A 15,981-nucleotide genomic window follows, 5' to 3' on the forward strand; every position below is an offset into this window, starting at 1 on the left:
GTATTTTATTGTTTAATTTACTTGGTTAGTTATTTAGTGCTTTTTGACGCTTAAGAGACATATAAGCACTAGCAAAGTAAACGATAGTAAAAATGAAACAGTAATGTTCAAACTGCACTTTGTTGGCGTCGTAAATGTCCATGGTTGAACTGAAGAACATAACTTGAGTAGCAAATGCAGCAATTATTAATAAAGAAACTGTAGATACAGTGTTTAATATTTTGCTGATTAAGCTTGTATCTTCAACAAAAGGTGTATCGTTAATTGCTTGTTCAGTTTGGTAAGCAATAATTTGTTTTTGCTCAAGGTTTTCAGCAGCTACTTCTTTTGTATAGTCTTTATCTGCACCGTATTTTTTAGCTAACACAGTGTATACAACAATACTGAAGATCCATGTAGGAATGAACAAGTAGTAGAAAGACATAACATCTAAAATATTTAAACCAAAACCGAAAACTAAAGCTAATGCCCAAGTCGCGATAGCAGGCACACTGCGTGATATGTTTTGATATTTAGCCCAGTAACGTGTTAAACCAATTTTTGGAAATAACACGTGCTCAGCAAATACGATACCGCCAACAGGTACAACTAATAAACCAGCGTACGTTAGTAGTGGTAACATTTGAGAGAATACAAATGGGAAACATGCAATAACTACAGTAACAACACCTACAATAAGCGTTGTTTTTTCACGAGATTGATTAACGAAAATAGACTGTGCCGCTAAACCTGCACGGTATAAATTAGCGTTAGCTGTTGTCCAACCAGCGATTATGATAATAACAAAACCTGTTAAACCTAATGCGTGGTAGGCAACATCACCTGGATCTAATGAGGTTATAGTGGTTTTAAGTAATACTGCAGCACCTGCACCCATAATACCTGCAGATATCCATGCTAAGTAGTGTCCAAAGAACATACCAACACCAGAAAATAAACCGTAACTTTTACGTTTAGCAAAACGGAATATGGCCATATCGATCAAACCGAAATGCGTAATAGAGTTAGCTGCCCATGCAAAACCAATAACTTCAAGTAGACCTATGCCTTCTTCACCATCACCGGTAAAGCCTGTCCAAATAGAACTGTCGCCTATGGTCATAAAGTCAGCCCAACCTGTAAGTGTTGTTGTACCTAATACATGATTAGATAGAGCAGGGAATAAGCTAAAAGAACCTGCGATAAAGATAACAAATAACCAAGGAGCACATATTTTAGAGAAGTCAGCAACAGTTGAGAAACCATACATAGCAACAAACACAACAATAGAGCCTACTGCTAAAACGATAGCCACAAACCAAAAGCTGCTTGGGTACCAGTTTAATTGTGCTGGTATATCAAATAAAAACCTTACAGCTGTGGAGGATACAGTGATCATCGCTGCGGATATTACTGAGAAGATAACGACGTTTGCCCAGTTATAAAGCTTGGTCATTGAATTACCTGCAATTTTATTTAGGTAATTGTATAAACTTAAACGGGTTTCAACAGCGATCGGCGCTGTTAATAACCACCAAGACATCATTGCTAATAAGTTACCGATTAATAAACCGAGTAAAATATCTTTTGTTGCAGCACCCAATGCGACAAAAGTTGCTCCGATCACAAATTCAGTTGCAGCTACATGCTCTCCAGCATATAAACCTGCGAAATGTTTCCAGCCGTGCAATTTGTTCTTTGCAACTGGCATTTGTTCCTCATTTACTTGACTAAATGAGTTCTCGTTATGAGTATTGGCCATTTTATCTTCCTTCTATCACGCTGCTAACAAACAGTGAGTGATATGTGATTTGAAATTTAAACGATTAACTACTGCTAATTAATGGTTTAATCTTTTTATTATAAATAGCGTTTCATCCAGTATTAAACTTAGAGTTTTAACTGTTTAAAACACTACCTGTTGGTTTTCTAATTACAGTTTGAGTATCGCCTTAGCGGTATATTCGTTTGTAATTAAAGAATTGATTAATTTACCTTTTAGTGCAGCATGCATGGCGGGAAGTTTTTCTGTACCAGCAGCAATACCATAAACAGGTTTACTTGCATTCACGGTTAAAGGTGAGCTAACTACGCGATCATTTGTTGAGTTACTCAGCAACTTACCATTTTGATCGTATAACCAACTGATGATTTCACCCTGAGCACCGTCATGTTTAACTGAATCAAGGTCTGACTCATTAATAAAACCATCAAGTAATAAAGGTGAGTTATCTGTGATTTGGCCAATGCCAACAAAGGTTGCGTCTGCTTGTTGGATCAAGCTGAAAATACTTTTTACTGGTTGAAGGCTGTGCAAAATATGTTTTTCTTCAACCGTTGATGCAATAACAGGAAGAGGCATCGGGAAGTGTTTGGCGTTAACGCGGTCTGCCATTGAAACTACAATATCAAATGCAGAAGCTGAACCATCAGTCATCATATTGCCTAACAGTGATACAATTTTGTGTTGTTGGCATTGCATGGTAGGTAACTCATCGATACAAGCTTTTAAAGCTCTACCTGTGCCAAAAGCTAATGTTTTTGGCGTTTCAGACTTCAAATAACGTTCTAGTATTGCTGCACCGCATTGTGCAAGACCATGAGCTGACTCAGGCTCTGCTGGATCACTAGGTACTATTTCACATTCAAGTAAGCCAAATTTATCTTTTAACTGCTGGGCAAGTTCCATACATGAGGTAATAGGGTGATCTAAACGAACTTTAATTAAACCTTCACTTACAGCTAAAGCCACTAAACGTTGCGCGGATTGACGTGAAACCTCTAACTTTTGAGCTATTTCGTCTTGCGTGTTTTTAGCAACATAATAAAGCCAAGCTGCGCGCGCGGCATCTTCTAAGCGTTTAAGCTCTGAATTTGATTTGTTGTTCATCTAATTACCCGTTATGTAGTTAATTTATATTATTTTTATATTTTTTTTTGTATTACTTTTTTATATTTTTCTAACTATTTTTACCACTAAGCTAATTCTTTAGTACTTAATGTTGGTTGTAACTTTATAAAATCATTCCAGTGTTGCATAACAGCCACTTGCGGATACTTTTCTGAAACCGCATGAGTCGCATCAGACATATGTAATCCACCTTTATAGTGGATAACTTGCATTCCAGCCGATATAGCCGCAGTAACACCTGCCATACTGTCTTCAATTACTAAACAATGCTCTGGTGATACCTTCATTGTATTTGCTGCATGTAAAAATAAATCAGGAGCTGGTTTGCCATTTTTAACTTCTGAGGCTGTAAAAACAGTACCTTCGAAATATGATGTTAAATCAACAATGCTCAATGCTTTTTCAGTGCGTTGAGGACTACTACTTGTTGCTAAACAAAATGGTACACTAAGCCCAGAAAGTACATTTTTTATACCTGCAGTTGTTTGTAACTCACTGTCAAACTGTTCCAGTAATGCAGTTCGGTAGTCATTTTCAAACGTGTCTTGTAGCTTTACATTAAATGCTTGGTATATTTTTTCTTTTACTGTGCTAAAACTACAACCTAAAAAATGCTGTTGAATATAGTCAATATCTATATTTATACCTATTATTGCTAGCTTATCGATTAACACATTTGCGCTAATTATTTCGCTATCAATTAATACACCGTCGCAGTCAAAAATTATTAATTCAATTGGTTTACTCATTTATTTACCTTTAAGGGCTGTTTTAATTTAATTAAGCATAGATTAATTATGTAACACTGAATACTATGTATAAATACAATTAAGCCTTAACTTGGTTTGTTTGATTTCATCATTAGTATGTTTAAAGAAATCTTCTTAGTTAATACTCAGGTAAAACCAGCCAAATGAGCTTTTGCTAACCGTGTGGGCATAAGCCCTCTTTTTGGGCATAATCCCACCAAGGGGAGAGAATGTCAATCATTGAAGAGGTGTTTTTTAAATGAAACATAACTTTTCTTGCATGCCTACTGTATATAATTCAATTTTTTCAATGCTTTATGGTTTGTTTCTTTTGAAATAAGTAGATAGTGTCCCTAATGACTATTCAAATTACTGATAGTGTTATTATTTCATTTCTTGTGTTTTTATATTCTGTATATTACTTATAGCTATATGATAATCATAACTTTTTTAAACCTCTTACTAACTAAAAGACGCATTTATAATGACGATCTAGTTATTAATTTTGAATGCTAAATTTAGGTATTATTTTTAATATTTTTTTAATATTTATTGAAAAGTTATGATGGAGTAGGTAGTTGCTTGTCAAATCAGATGATCTTGAACGTGTATTATTTAACCTCAGCTCAGGATGATGAATTTAATTACTTATTGATTTATTTAAATATCGCTGAGCTTTATTTAGATTAAAAACACAAAAAGACTTAATTCTCTCATCAATGATGAAATTTATTTGATTATCAAAGCATTTTTATAAACCAATAACTGGTTATTGGGCGTAAAAAATACAGTTTGTTATTACTGATAAAAACAAATAGCTACATTCATGTTGGCAACGTAGATAGATATTTAAATAGCATTATTTAGGATAGTTTATTATTGAAAAGAAAAAACCAGCCGAAGCTGGTTTTTTTAGTGACATAGAATTATTTCTAGTAAAACAAATTGAAAACAATAACGTCTGCTAAAAATAATGTTAGCTGCTAACGCGTTGGTTAGCTGCTTCTAATAGTGGTTGCGATCCGGATTGCATAAGAGCTAAGTTCTCTGAAACAACTCTCTTTGGTAATTTACTAATCATCAATGAGCCTGTTTCAACAGAGCCTTGCGCTGCTGCAAACACCAACAGGTTTTTACCATTACATTCAATACCACCAAAAATACTACGTATTTTTAGTTTATTAGTCTTTAAAAAAGAACGCATGCGCTTCTTGTCATCAGCGGCCACATATTCACAAACGCTTTGAGCGATGTTAACAGCTTGAGCTTTAGGTGTTGTTACAACAGACGTTAATGTTAAAGCAGTAATAGTAGAAACTAGTAATAATTTTTTCATTTTAATAACCTTTTAATTTATGAGTTAGTAAAAGAAAAAACCACGGGATGTACCTAATAGTTCGGTAACTCCGCTGTCATAGATTTACGAAATGTAAATCCTTAGACCGGTGGTTTTGCGTAACACGTTTTCGCGTGTCTTGCCTTTTCTTTGTCAAGATTAATTATTACTAAATATGTCAATAAAAGCAAGCGTATTTACTATTCAAATGAAATAAACTGTAGATATATCAGTTCGTTAATTGAATTTCAAAGTTAACATTGTGTTAATTTTTTTAAGGGTTGGATTCGTTTTTTTTATGAAAGCTATACTTTAAGCTTGTTCAAGAGCAGGTAGGAATATATTTAAATGTTATATAATTGTTACATATAAAAAAGCATTATTTATTAAGTGGTAGCAGTTATTTTTAAAAATACAATATTTTTATATTTAAATTATTCTAATAAATCAGTCTAATGATAAAAAATATTTAATAATGCATAGAAATTTTAAAATACTCTCCTCACACAAGTTCTATAAAATAAACATTAATACAAATAAAATATGAGGGTTCCACATGTCTGATGAAAATTGTGTAGTAATAGTATCCGCGGTTAGAACACCTATGGGAGGTTTTCAAGGAGGATTATCTACTATTGAATCTCCTCAACTGGGAGCTACAGCGATCGGTGGTGCTCTTAAAAAGGCTAATTTAGCTGATGACCAAATTGATGAAGTTATTATGGGCTGTGTTTTACCAGCAGGTCTAAAACAGGCTCCTGCTCGTCAAGCTGCTATAGGTGCAGGCCTAAGCTTATCTACAGTATGTACAACAATTAATAAAGTTTGTGGATCTGGGATGAAAGCTGCGATGCAAGCTCATGATGCAATTATTGCTGGGTCAATTAATGTTGCTATTGCTGGTGGTATGGAAAGTATGAGTAATGCGCCATATATGCTACCTAAAGCAAGAGCAGGCATGCGTATGGGGCATGGCCAAGTTGTTGACCATATGATGTTAGATGGTTTAGAGAATGCTTATGATGGTATTTCAATGGGCTGTTTTGCTCAAGCTACTGCCGATGAAGCTAATTTTAGCCGTGAAGAAATGGACGCATTCGCTATTCGATCTTTAACACGTGCTAACGCAGCGATTGACTCTGGTGCATTTAAGTCTGAAATTACGCCTGTCACTATTAGTACGCGTAAAGGTGATGTAATTTTTGATACCGATGAACAACCAGGTAATGCGCGTCCAGATAAAATACCTTCTCTTCGTCCAGCCTTTAAGAAAGACGGAACCATCACTGCCGCAAACTCTAGCTCTATATCAGATGGTGCTGCCGCACTTGTACTAATGAAAAAGTCTGAAGCAGAAGTTCGTGGTTTAACTCCATTATGTAAAATTGTTGCACATGCTACGCATGCACAAAAGCCTGAAGATTTTACTGTCGCGCCTGTAGGTGCTATGCAAAAGGTATTAAACAAAGCAGGCTGGACTACTGAAGATGTCGACTTATTCGAAATTAATGAAGCTTTTGCAATGGTAACTATGCTTGCTCTTAAGGAACTTTCTTTAGATGCAGAAAAAGTAAACGTTAATGGAGGTGCTTGTGCTTTAGGTCATCCTTTAGGCGCGAGTGGAGCCCGAATTATGGTAACGTTAATTCATGCGTTGAAAAATAAAGGTTTAACTAAAGGTGTTGCAGCGTTATGTATTGGTGGTGGTGAAGCTACTGCTATTGCACTAGAGATGTTATAACTTCTACATAAATATAAATATGTGATTTTTAAGCCTATGGTTTTCTTAACCATAGGCTTTTTAGGTTTTTGGGTATAAACTTTATGCCGTATTATTAGTAATCATTTTGTCCATCATAATTTGATACAGATAAAAGCGTGATAAAACTTATTTCCTGTTATATAAACAACAAATTATGAGTTGTAGAGTTGTTTGTTCATCTTTAAATGATGTAGATGTTTAGATTGCAAACTATTGTATTTAAAATGGGTTAAATCGAGTCTGAACTTTGTATAATATGATTTTATGGCAAGCGCACACATACATTATGATATTCACTTAACGAAAATACTTATTTACATATAACTATTGCTAAATCACATACTCTACCTTTTGGTACGCATCAAACATCTCGCTGCTGTTTTTACCAAAAGTTCAACATCTTCTGAGTTATATGAACGTGCTATCATTATCATAAGTTTTTGATATTTGTTTAGGTTCCTAGGTCGTTATTTTTACTTAATAAAAAATTTCAGCAGCTTATTAGGCAAACGTCCTTTTACTTAATGAATATTTGTTGATGTAAAAATATGAATAAGCTAGATCTGCTAATAGCAGCTAGTCAACAATCGTAATTATTTCAGATAAGAAATATTTGGCTTACTACTTTCTCAAATTATCTAAAGGTTAATGGTATAAAATTGTTATGAAAACTGAAGTAAATGAAAATTCCCACGTTTCTATAAACCATCAAAGCAAAGGTGGGCGAAGTCAGTCAGGTTTACGTATTCATAATGAGAGAAGAATACTTTCTATTATTAGAAAGGAAGGTGCTATATCTAAGGCTAAAATTTCGAATCAAACCGGGCTTTCGGCTCAAGCTGTCACCGTTATCATTAACGGTTTAGAGGCCGATAACCTTTTAGTTAGGAAAGAAATAAAAAAAGGTAGTGTTGGCCAACCATCAGTTCCTTTTTCTTTAAATCCTGATGGTGCCTTTGGCATTGGGTTAAAAATAGGCCGCAGAAACTTTGATCTAACCTTAATTGATTTCGTGGGTAATGTAAGAGCTACTTTACATCAAGTATTTGACTACCCAACAGTGCAAGGCTTATTAAGTTTTTTAGAGGATGGCATTAAACAAATCACATTAAACCTCCCTAGTGAATTTGCATCAAGAGTAAAAGGTATTGGAATTGCCACTCCCTACGAAATATGGGGATGGGCTGAAGAAGCTGGAGCCCCAACTGAAGCATTAAATGAATGGAAAGAATTTGATTTAGCCAACGGCGTTTCTAAGATCAGTTATTTACCTAGCTATATTTGCAACGATGATACCGCCGCATGTTCTGCCGAACTTAGTTTTGGTAACCCTCATGGCTTTACTCATTTTACATATGCTTTTATCGGTACTTTTATTGGTGGTGGTGTAGTGATCAATAATTCACTTCTTACAGGAAATGCAGGTGCGATAGGTTCTTTGCCTGTACCTGTTATTAAACCTAATGGTGAGTTAGCTACACAGCAATTAATTATGAAGTCGTCATTATTTGTTTTAGAGAATATGCTTAATGATGCTGGGTACGATAGTCATCAGATTCATAGTTCAGATTCATACTGGCAAGAATACGTTGATATTGTTGATGATTGGATAGAACAAGTTGCTGAAGGTTTAACTTATGTAGCATTAAATTCAGCGGCTGTTTTTGAAGCTCAAGCAATAGTGATAGATGGTATTTTTCCTGAAGATGTCCGTGATAAAATTGTTGAGAGAACAAATAATAAAATAGAAGCATCTGATTTAAGAGGGTTGTCTTCCTTAATGTGCGTTAACGGAGTTATAGGCAGTAAAGCTCAATCTGTTGGTAGTGCAAACTTACCTTTATTAGCCACTTATTTTCAAGAACTTGATTTATGATTGTAAATCCCACTTTAAGTTATATAACTTGATCGAAAAATTTACGAATGAATTTTCTATCTTCATAAAATAATCAATAATCTATTTTGATTGTTTTTTCATAATTAACCATTTTATTAGATTTAAGAAATAAAAATAAAAGCATTTTAATAAGGAATACATTTGTTTTTCGAAGGTTCTGAAAAGAAAGTTGAAGTGTTCATTAAAGACACTGGATTTTCATTGATCAATGATGTGCAGGATGAATTTTGGCATCAGTTGGTTAACAAAGCGAATGCTAAAATACTTTCATGTATTCAAAATGATGTTTGTAAAGCGTTTATCCTATCTGAATCAAGCCTATTTGTTTGGCATAATCGATTTATTGTTTTAACTTGCGGTGTAACTCACTTAGTTAATGCGGTTGAGTATTTTATTCAAAAGCAGGGCGTTGATGTTATAGAACACTTAACTTATCAGCGTAAAAACGAATATTATTCTCATGCGCAACCCAGTTGCTTTGGTGACGATGTTAAAATTCTCAGTCAATATATTAAAGGTAAAGCTTTAAGATTTGGAGAAATGGATAGCCATCATACCTTTTTATTTTATAACCAAGCCAACTTTCATCCAAAATATAAATCATATGAGTTATTAACTTATCAAATTAGTGACGAGGCTTCCGAAAAGCTTACTGATACTAATATTTCTGCTAGTGAAATAAGAAGTTTTTTACAGTTAGATGAATTACTTCCTGGTTATATTATTGATGATCATATATTTGAGCCTTATGGCTATTCTGTAAATGCAATTAAAGCGGGTAAGTATCTAACTATTCACATTACTCCTCAAGCAGAGAGTAGTTATGTTAGTTTTGAGTCTAATATAAATTTAATTGAGCTTGCTCCTACTATATTAAAGATACTTAAACCAAAATCATTTGATTTGTTAAGTTTCAATGATGAAGGTTTTGATCTCTTACTTGAACAATTTATTGATAAGAAATACATAAGTAAATCTCTGGTAAAGCATACTTTAAGTAATGGTCGTATAGTGCATTTTGCAAACTATGTTTTACCGCAACTAGAGTTTATGGCTGCAACAGAGTTTGATTTATCTGACAGTCATCATGAACTTTAAAATTGGTGTGTTGTGGTTATCTGAATTGAAAAATAGTAAGTAAAGCATTTGATTTCTTTAGTGTGAAGATTAGGAGTTCTAATATGACAGATATTATTTTTTCAGAATTATCGTGTAAGCACGGTTGTAAGATTGGTGTGATCGAACTTAATAAACCTAAAGCATTAAATGCCTTAAGCTTGAACATGATACGTTTAATGCACGAGAAACTTATTATGTGGGCATCAGACGATAAGATTCGTTTTATTATTATGCAAGGTGCAGGTGATAAAGCTTTTTGTGCAGGTGGTGATGTAGTGAGTTTATATCATGCTATTAAGTCGAGTACAGAGGCAAAAGCTGTATTAAACGATTATGAGATTATTAATAATCCGAGTGGTGAATTTTTTACACTAGAGTACAAGCTTGATTTATATATACATGAATATACAAAACCTATTTTAGCCTGGGGAGATGGGTATGTTTTTGGTGGTGGTTTAGGTTTATTTGCTGGCGCGACCCATCGTATAACAACTGAAAAAACTATTATGGCGATGCCTGAAACAGCTATCGGCTTATATCCTGATGTAGGTGCTAGCTGGTTTTTGAATCAAATGCCAAATAATTTAGGTTTATTTCTTGGCATTACGGGAGCTTTTTTTAATACAGCTGATGCCAAATATTTAGGTTTATCAGATTTTTCTATTGAAAGTTCAAAGAACAAAACTTTGATTAATGAACTTTGCCAAGTAGATTGGACTGTCCAGAATGATATATCAGATAAACTCGATAATATTCTTAGAGATTTTGAATCAAACTCTTGTTCTGTAATGCCTGTTTCAAAAATTCAAGAAAACGAATCGATTATTACTTCTTTAATATTACACAGTAATATTGATTCAATATATAACACTATAGTTAACGCTAGTTTTGAAGATAAATGGCTAAGAACAGCCCAACAGAAACTGTGTAGTGCTAGTGTATTAAGTATTTTAATAACTTATAAGCAGTTAGAATTATCAAAGAACTTTTCAATAGCTGAATGTTTTGAGGCTGAAAAAAACTTATCCTATAGATGTTGCCAATATACTGAGTTTTCAGAAGGCGTTAGAGCACAACTAGTTGATAAAGACAAAAATCCCCAGTGGGCATTTAATAAACTGAGCGACATTAACCCAGAGCTTATACAATGGTTTTTCACAAAAGTGACCAATACTTAATTTTTCATATCTGTTTTAATAGCGCTCTTATATCAAAAACATGTTTTTAAATCTTCAAAATACACATGAGCGCTAATCTTATTTTTGTTATCACAGAATAATAGTATTTATAGTAATCAGAATAACTGATTGGTTATTTATTTTTACCTATAAGATAAGTTAATGCTTTTAGTGTTAGTTCCTTTCTTGTTTAGTTCTATATATTTTTTAAATTATCAAAATTCATTTGTATCAATTAAGTTATTTAGTTGTATGAACCCAAATAATCTTATAATATAATTGGACAGACCAAATGTGAAATTTCTTTCTTAAGAAATACAATATTGGCTATTAACGAATAACGTTGGTAGTAAGGCTGTCTTAAATAATAAATATTATTGTATGGAGATTAAGCATGTTAGAAACTTGGCGCTGGTTCGGCCCAAATGATTCAGTAACCCTTAGCCACATTAAACAAGCTGGCGCGAAAGGGATCGTTACATCTTTACATCAAGTACCTACGGGTGATGTTTGGACTTTACCTGATATCTTAGCGCGTAAAAAAATTATCGAAGATGGTGATTTAGAATGGTCTGTTATTGAAAGTGTACCTCTTCACAACGACATTAAATTACGTACAGGCGATTTCGAGCAACATATTGAAAACTATAAAACTACAATTAAAAATGTTGGCGAAGCGGGTATAAAAACGATTTGTTATAACTTTATGCCTGTAGTTGACTGGACACGCACTAACTTGTCATATGCGTTACCAAATCAAGCTAAAGCATTGCGTTTTGAAATGTCAGACTTTGCTGCATATGATGTTTATTTATTAGAACGTGAAAATGCCCATTTAGATTATCCTGCTGACTTATTAGCTAAAGCGAAAGAGCGCTTTGACTTGATGTCGTCAGAAGAGAAACAATTATTAGAAGAAAATATCATTGCTGGTTTACCTGGCGGTGAAGGCTCTTACTCTAGAGAAAGTATAAGAGAAGCTATTGCTGAATTTATCCAGTTGGGTAATGAAGGAATGCGTCGTAACCTTATATTATTTTTAGAAGCTATTATTCCAACGGCTGAATCAGTTGGTGTGAAGATGTGTATTCATCCAGACGATCCACCGTTTTCATTATTTGGTTTACCACGTGTAGTTTCTACTGCAGATGATGCAAGGCAATTACTTAATGCGGTTCCTAGTAAGTCTAATGGTTTAACATTATGTGCAGGTTCATTTGGCGCTCGTTGCGATAATGACTTAGTTGCCATAGCTAAAGAATTTGCTGCTCAAATTCATTTTGTTCATCTTCGTAATGTTAAACGAGAAAGTGATGGTTCATTCTATGAATCGGAACATCTTGATGGTGACAACGATATGATTGGTCTTATCAATGCATTATTAGATGAGCAAGAACGTCGTAAAGCTGAAGGTCGTGAAGATGCGCTTATTCCAATGCGCCCAGATCATGGTCATCTAATGAGTGATGAATTAACTCGCGATGGTATCAATCCTGGCTATTCATTTGCAGGACGCTTAAAAGGGTTAGCTGAGCTTAGAGGTGTAATTGTAGCCTTGTCATCTATTCGAGCTTAGTATCATCATAGATTTATGTAGAATAATAAAAACCCAGTACACAATACTGGGTTTTTTATTATGAGAAGTTTAATCTGATACCAACATAATATAGGCATTTGCAACTTCATCTAAATGCATTTTCATCGCTAAACTCGCTCCTTTACCATCTCTTCTAGAAAGGTTTTCAAGAATATTGTAATGAGCTTTACTGTTAGAGTTAACACCATGATTTCGAATCTTCTTTGCAAAAACTCGACTAACTTCTGATGAATCCCTTAATTCCCATAACCATTCGATCATTGTTGAAATTGCACTGTTTCTACTTGATTGAGCGATAAGTAAATGAAATTTTCTATCAAAGCTTTCTGCTTCATCATATCTATTTTGGCGTAAAAGCGTATCAATCTGCTCTAAAAAGCTTCTTAGTTGTAATAACTCTTCGTTACTTATGCGATTAGCTGCAAGTTCAGTAGCTTGGCTCTCAAGTACATTGCGTGCTTCCATTATTTCTAATGGGCCTGGCGCATCTTCTTTGATTAATGAGCTTTTTATCTTATCTGATTTAATAACGTAAACACCCGAACCCGCCTTAATCTCAACTAAACCTGAAATTTCTAGTGCAATAAGTGCTTCTCTAATTGTTTGTCTACTTACATCAAATTTTGAAGAAAGTTCTCGTTCTGCAGGTAACCGAGTACCCACGAGTAATTTTTCATCTTTGATGAGTTGCGCTAAATTATTAGCTATTTGTAAATAAAGACGAGTCGTATTTTGTTGTGGTACGGAACTAGTATTATTGATACTTGTAATTGTCAAAGTATTGCCTTTAAATTGGACGGACCAAATGATAATATCACTATAATTAAGATCAATTTAGCTTTTTGGTAAGTAAAGTTCAACATTAACTTAATCAATAACATTCTCTGCTTGAATATTGGTAACCAAATCTTGAAAGGTAAATGTGCTAATAAATTAGTAGTACATGGTTGGATAGGTTTTTTAAATCTTCATTATATAAACTCAAGTAGTAAATAAAGCTTTATTAGAAGCTAATAAGAGTATTAGTAAAATAAACTATCACTTAGCCAAAAGGCTTGTACATCCGAGGTGTTTTAATGCAAACAAAACGTTTAAATGCAGCTTTAGCTGAAGAATTACAACTGACTCAAAAGCCATCTTCACAGGTAAAAGCAGCAAAACAAATAGTTCATTTAGGGCTAGGCGCTTTTCACCGTGCACACCAAGCGGTTTATACAGAGCAAGCCAATGGCTTATCTCAAGATAACTGGTCGATTATCGGCGTATCATTAAGAAGCCCAACTGTACGAGATCAACTTGTTCCACAAGACAGCTTATATTCTGTTATCGAAACAGACGTAATGGGCAATACGCACAATGTTATATCAGTAATTAAAGACGTTTTAGTTGCACCAGAAAATCCAGCAGCAGTACTTACTGCAATGGCACAAAGCAATACAGAAATTGTATCGCTTACTATTACTGAAAAAGGCTATTGCCACGACCCAGCAAGCGGTAACCTTGATAAAAACAATACAGATATTCAAGCAGATTTAGCACAGTTAAGCTCACCTAAAACAGCGATTGGCTTTTTAGTCAGTAGCTTAAAAGCACGATACGAACAGAATTTAGCACCTTTTACAGTATTGTGTTGCGACAACTTACCGAGCAACGGAAAAACCTTAGGTAAAATCGTTGTACAGTTTGCTCAGCTGATTGACCCTAAGTTAGCGCAGTGGATAAAGACCAAGGTTCCTTTCCCTAATACTATGGTAGACCGTATCGTACCGGCGACAACTGAAGCTGATATTAACGAATTTACCGAGCAAGCAGGCTATCAAGATTTAGCGATGGTGAAAACAGAGCGCTTTAGTCAATGGGTGATTGAAGACAACTTTGTCGCATCGAGACCCGATTGGGAAAAGGTTGGAGTCAGCTTAGTAGTTGACGTAGAGCCTTTTGAAAACGCCAAGTTAAGATTACTTAATGGCGCACATTCATCATTAGCTTACTTAGGCTATTTACGCGGTTATGATTACGTACATCAGGTAATGCAAGATAAAGACTTAGCGAGTTTCTTGAAAAACATGATGCAAAACGAAATCATTCCTACGATAGAAGCACCAGAAGGCATGGACTTGATTGCCTACAGCAATGAACTCTTACAACGCTTCTCAAACCCAGCGTTAAATCATCGTACGTATCAAATCGCGATGGATGGCTCACAAAAAATGCCACAGCGTTTATTACATACTATTGAAGACAAGCTTGCTCAGGACGGTTCGTTAGATAGTTTATGTTTTGCCGTAGCAGGGTGGTTACGTTACACCATGGGCTTTGACTTAAAAGGTGATCCAATCGAAGTACAAGATCCATTAGCTAATGAACTTTTAAAGATACAACAAGATAACGCTGGTGATATCGATAAGCTTGTTGATGGATATTTAAATTTCGATAAAGTATTTTCAACAACATTAAAAAATTCAGATGTATTCAAAACCAAGTTGAAACATTACTTGGGAATGATACTTGTTAATGGTGTTGAGCAGTCATTACAAACCTTATTAGCGGAATAGAATATAAACTTGAACGTGATAATTTCCACTAATAGTCATTTTTCTGTAATCAATAATAAGTTATTGAAACAAGATAATTATACTAGCAGCTTATATATGTAAGCTGCATAAAAAGAAAAGACGGGTTTTACTCGTCTTTTTTGTGTTTTAGAGCTTCGATACTTATAAATGAACAGACTTTAAATCCTATATCCACTAAATAAGCACTACTGTTATAAGTAAATAATTTTAACCTTCTTACTTCTGTTCAGCCAATTTACTAAATCGTTCGGAGGTAATTCTTATATACTTATATATTAGGTATATAATTATAGCTCGAAGAAAATAGGTAGTACTTATATCTGAGGCTTTTAAGTTTAATAAATAATATAAAGTTCTTAATGAGTAAAGCTATTATCTTTATTATGAAGGTAGCTACCAACAATTTATAATACTGACATATATTAATGGGCTTTTTTCAGTGATTTTTGACTAAAGAGGCAATAATTAATCTTTAGATCATCAAAACTAAGATATCAGTTTCTAGTGTCCTTCCTAGAAAATCACATTTCAATATTGTTTCTATCAATGATTTATATCAAATTTGAATGATTTTTGAATGATCTGATTGTTTAATAAACGCTTTGAAATTAAATTCAATTAATTCACAAAAAACAGTTGACGGCATCGCTTAAATCCTTAAAATGCGCTCCACTTCTTCAGGGAAACCAAGAGAAGTTAAGTATAGGAAATACTTAGTTCACTTCATATGGAAAGCCAAGTGAAAGTTTTGAAAGGTTTAGTTAAGCATTTATGTGTAATTAAACGGTAGATAACGTAGAATTTGATTTGAAATTAAATCAAAAAGAATTCAAAAAGTTGTTGACATCAAAACTGAGTTGCGTAGAATGCGCATCTC

General features: G+C 34.1%; 11 protein-coding genes and 1 riboswitch. Of the genes, 6 read left to right on the forward strand and 5 right to left on the reverse strand.

All coding sequences use genetic code 11. The features are described from left to right. Nucleotides 1-25 precede the first annotated feature (25 nt). From Q5N69_RS06670 to Q5N69_RS06685, 4 genes are all read right to left on the reverse strand, one after another. The gene (locus Q5N69_RS06670; RefSeq protein WP_304368077.1) at nucleotides 26-1,741 is read right to left on the reverse strand and encodes a cytosine permease; all 1,716 of its coding nucleotides are present in this window, start codon (nucleotides 1,739-1,741) and stop codon (nucleotides 26-28) included. A 171-nt stretch (nucleotides 1,742-1,912) separates the two neighbouring features. After that, complete coding sequence (locus Q5N69_RS06675) at nucleotides 1,913-2,869, reverse strand: sugar-binding transcriptional regulator (protein WP_304368078.1); 957 nt, start codon at nucleotides 2,867-2,869, stop codon at nucleotides 1,913-1,915. A gap of 86 nt (nucleotides 2,870-2,955) precedes the next feature. Next, nucleotides 2,956-3,639, reverse strand: coding sequence for an HAD family phosphatase (locus tag Q5N69_RS06680; protein ID WP_304368079.1), 684 nt, complete (start codon nucleotides 3,637-3,639; stop codon nucleotides 2,956-2,958). A 976-nt stretch (nucleotides 3,640-4,615) separates the two neighbouring features. Then, nucleotides 4,616-4,975 carry a DUF3718 domain-containing protein gene (locus tag Q5N69_RS06685; protein WP_304368080.1) on the reverse strand — a complete coding sequence of 120 codons (360 nt, stop codon included), beginning with the start codon at nucleotides 4,973-4,975 and terminating at the stop codon, nucleotides 4,616-4,618. Between the two features lie 60 nt (nucleotides 4,976-5,035). Beyond that, nucleotides 5,036-5,129, reverse strand: a riboswitch (cyclic di-GMP riboswitch). Between the two features lie 402 nt (nucleotides 5,130-5,531). Here Q5N69_RS06685 and Q5N69_RS06690 point away from each other — a divergent pair. The 5 genes from Q5N69_RS06690 to uxuA all read left to right on the forward strand — a co-directional run bounded on the left by Q5N69_RS06690 (nucleotide 5,532) and on the right by uxuA (nucleotide 12,507). Further along, a complete protein-coding gene (locus Q5N69_RS06690; protein WP_304368081.1) occupies nucleotides 5,532-6,716 on the forward strand; it encodes an acetyl-CoA C-acyltransferase in 1,185 nt (394 codons plus the stop codon). 685 nt (nucleotides 6,717-7,401) lie between these two features. Continuing rightward, nucleotides 7,402-8,613 carry an ROK family transcriptional regulator gene (locus Q5N69_RS06695; RefSeq protein WP_304368082.1) on the forward strand — a complete coding sequence of 404 codons (1,212 nt, stop codon included), beginning with the start codon at nucleotides 7,402-7,404 and terminating at the stop codon, nucleotides 8,611-8,613. A 162-nt stretch (nucleotides 8,614-8,775) separates the two neighbouring features. Then, entirely contained in the window at nucleotides 8,776-9,732 is a 957-nt protein-coding gene (locus Q5N69_RS06700) for an adenosylmethionine decarboxylase (protein ID WP_304368083.1), read from the forward strand. Between the two features lie 83 nt (nucleotides 9,733-9,815). Continuing rightward, nucleotides 9,816-10,931, forward strand: a complete 1,116-nt coding sequence (locus Q5N69_RS06705) for an enoyl-CoA hydratase/isomerase family protein (protein WP_304368084.1) — start codon at nucleotides 9,816-9,818, stop codon at nucleotides 10,929-10,931. Nucleotides 10,932-11,325: 394 nt separating this feature from the next. Next, nucleotides 11,326-12,507, forward strand: a complete 1,182-nt coding sequence (uxuA, locus tag Q5N69_RS06710) for a mannonate dehydratase (protein WP_304368085.1) — start codon at nucleotides 11,326-11,328, stop codon at nucleotides 12,505-12,507. Between the two features lie 69 nt (nucleotides 12,508-12,576). Here the strand turns inward: uxuA and Q5N69_RS06715 are convergent, their stop codons facing one another. Then, nucleotides 12,577-13,305 carry a FadR/GntR family transcriptional regulator gene (locus Q5N69_RS06715; RefSeq protein WP_304368086.1) on the reverse strand — a complete coding sequence of 243 codons (729 nt, stop codon included), beginning with the start codon at nucleotides 13,303-13,305 and terminating at the stop codon, nucleotides 12,577-12,579. A gap of 299 nt (nucleotides 13,306-13,604) precedes the next feature. Between Q5N69_RS06715 and Q5N69_RS06720 the strand changes: the two genes are divergently transcribed. Beyond that, nucleotides 13,605-15,083, forward strand: a complete 1,479-nt coding sequence (locus tag Q5N69_RS06720) for a mannitol dehydrogenase family protein (protein WP_304368087.1) — start codon at nucleotides 13,605-13,607, stop codon at nucleotides 15,081-15,083. Nucleotides 15,084-15,981: the final 898 nt, after the last annotated feature.

This window comes from Pseudocolwellia sp. AS88 (assembly GCF_030551755.1).
Lineage (GTDB): Bacteria > Pseudomonadota > Gammaproteobacteria > Enterobacterales > Alteromonadaceae > Pseudocolwellia.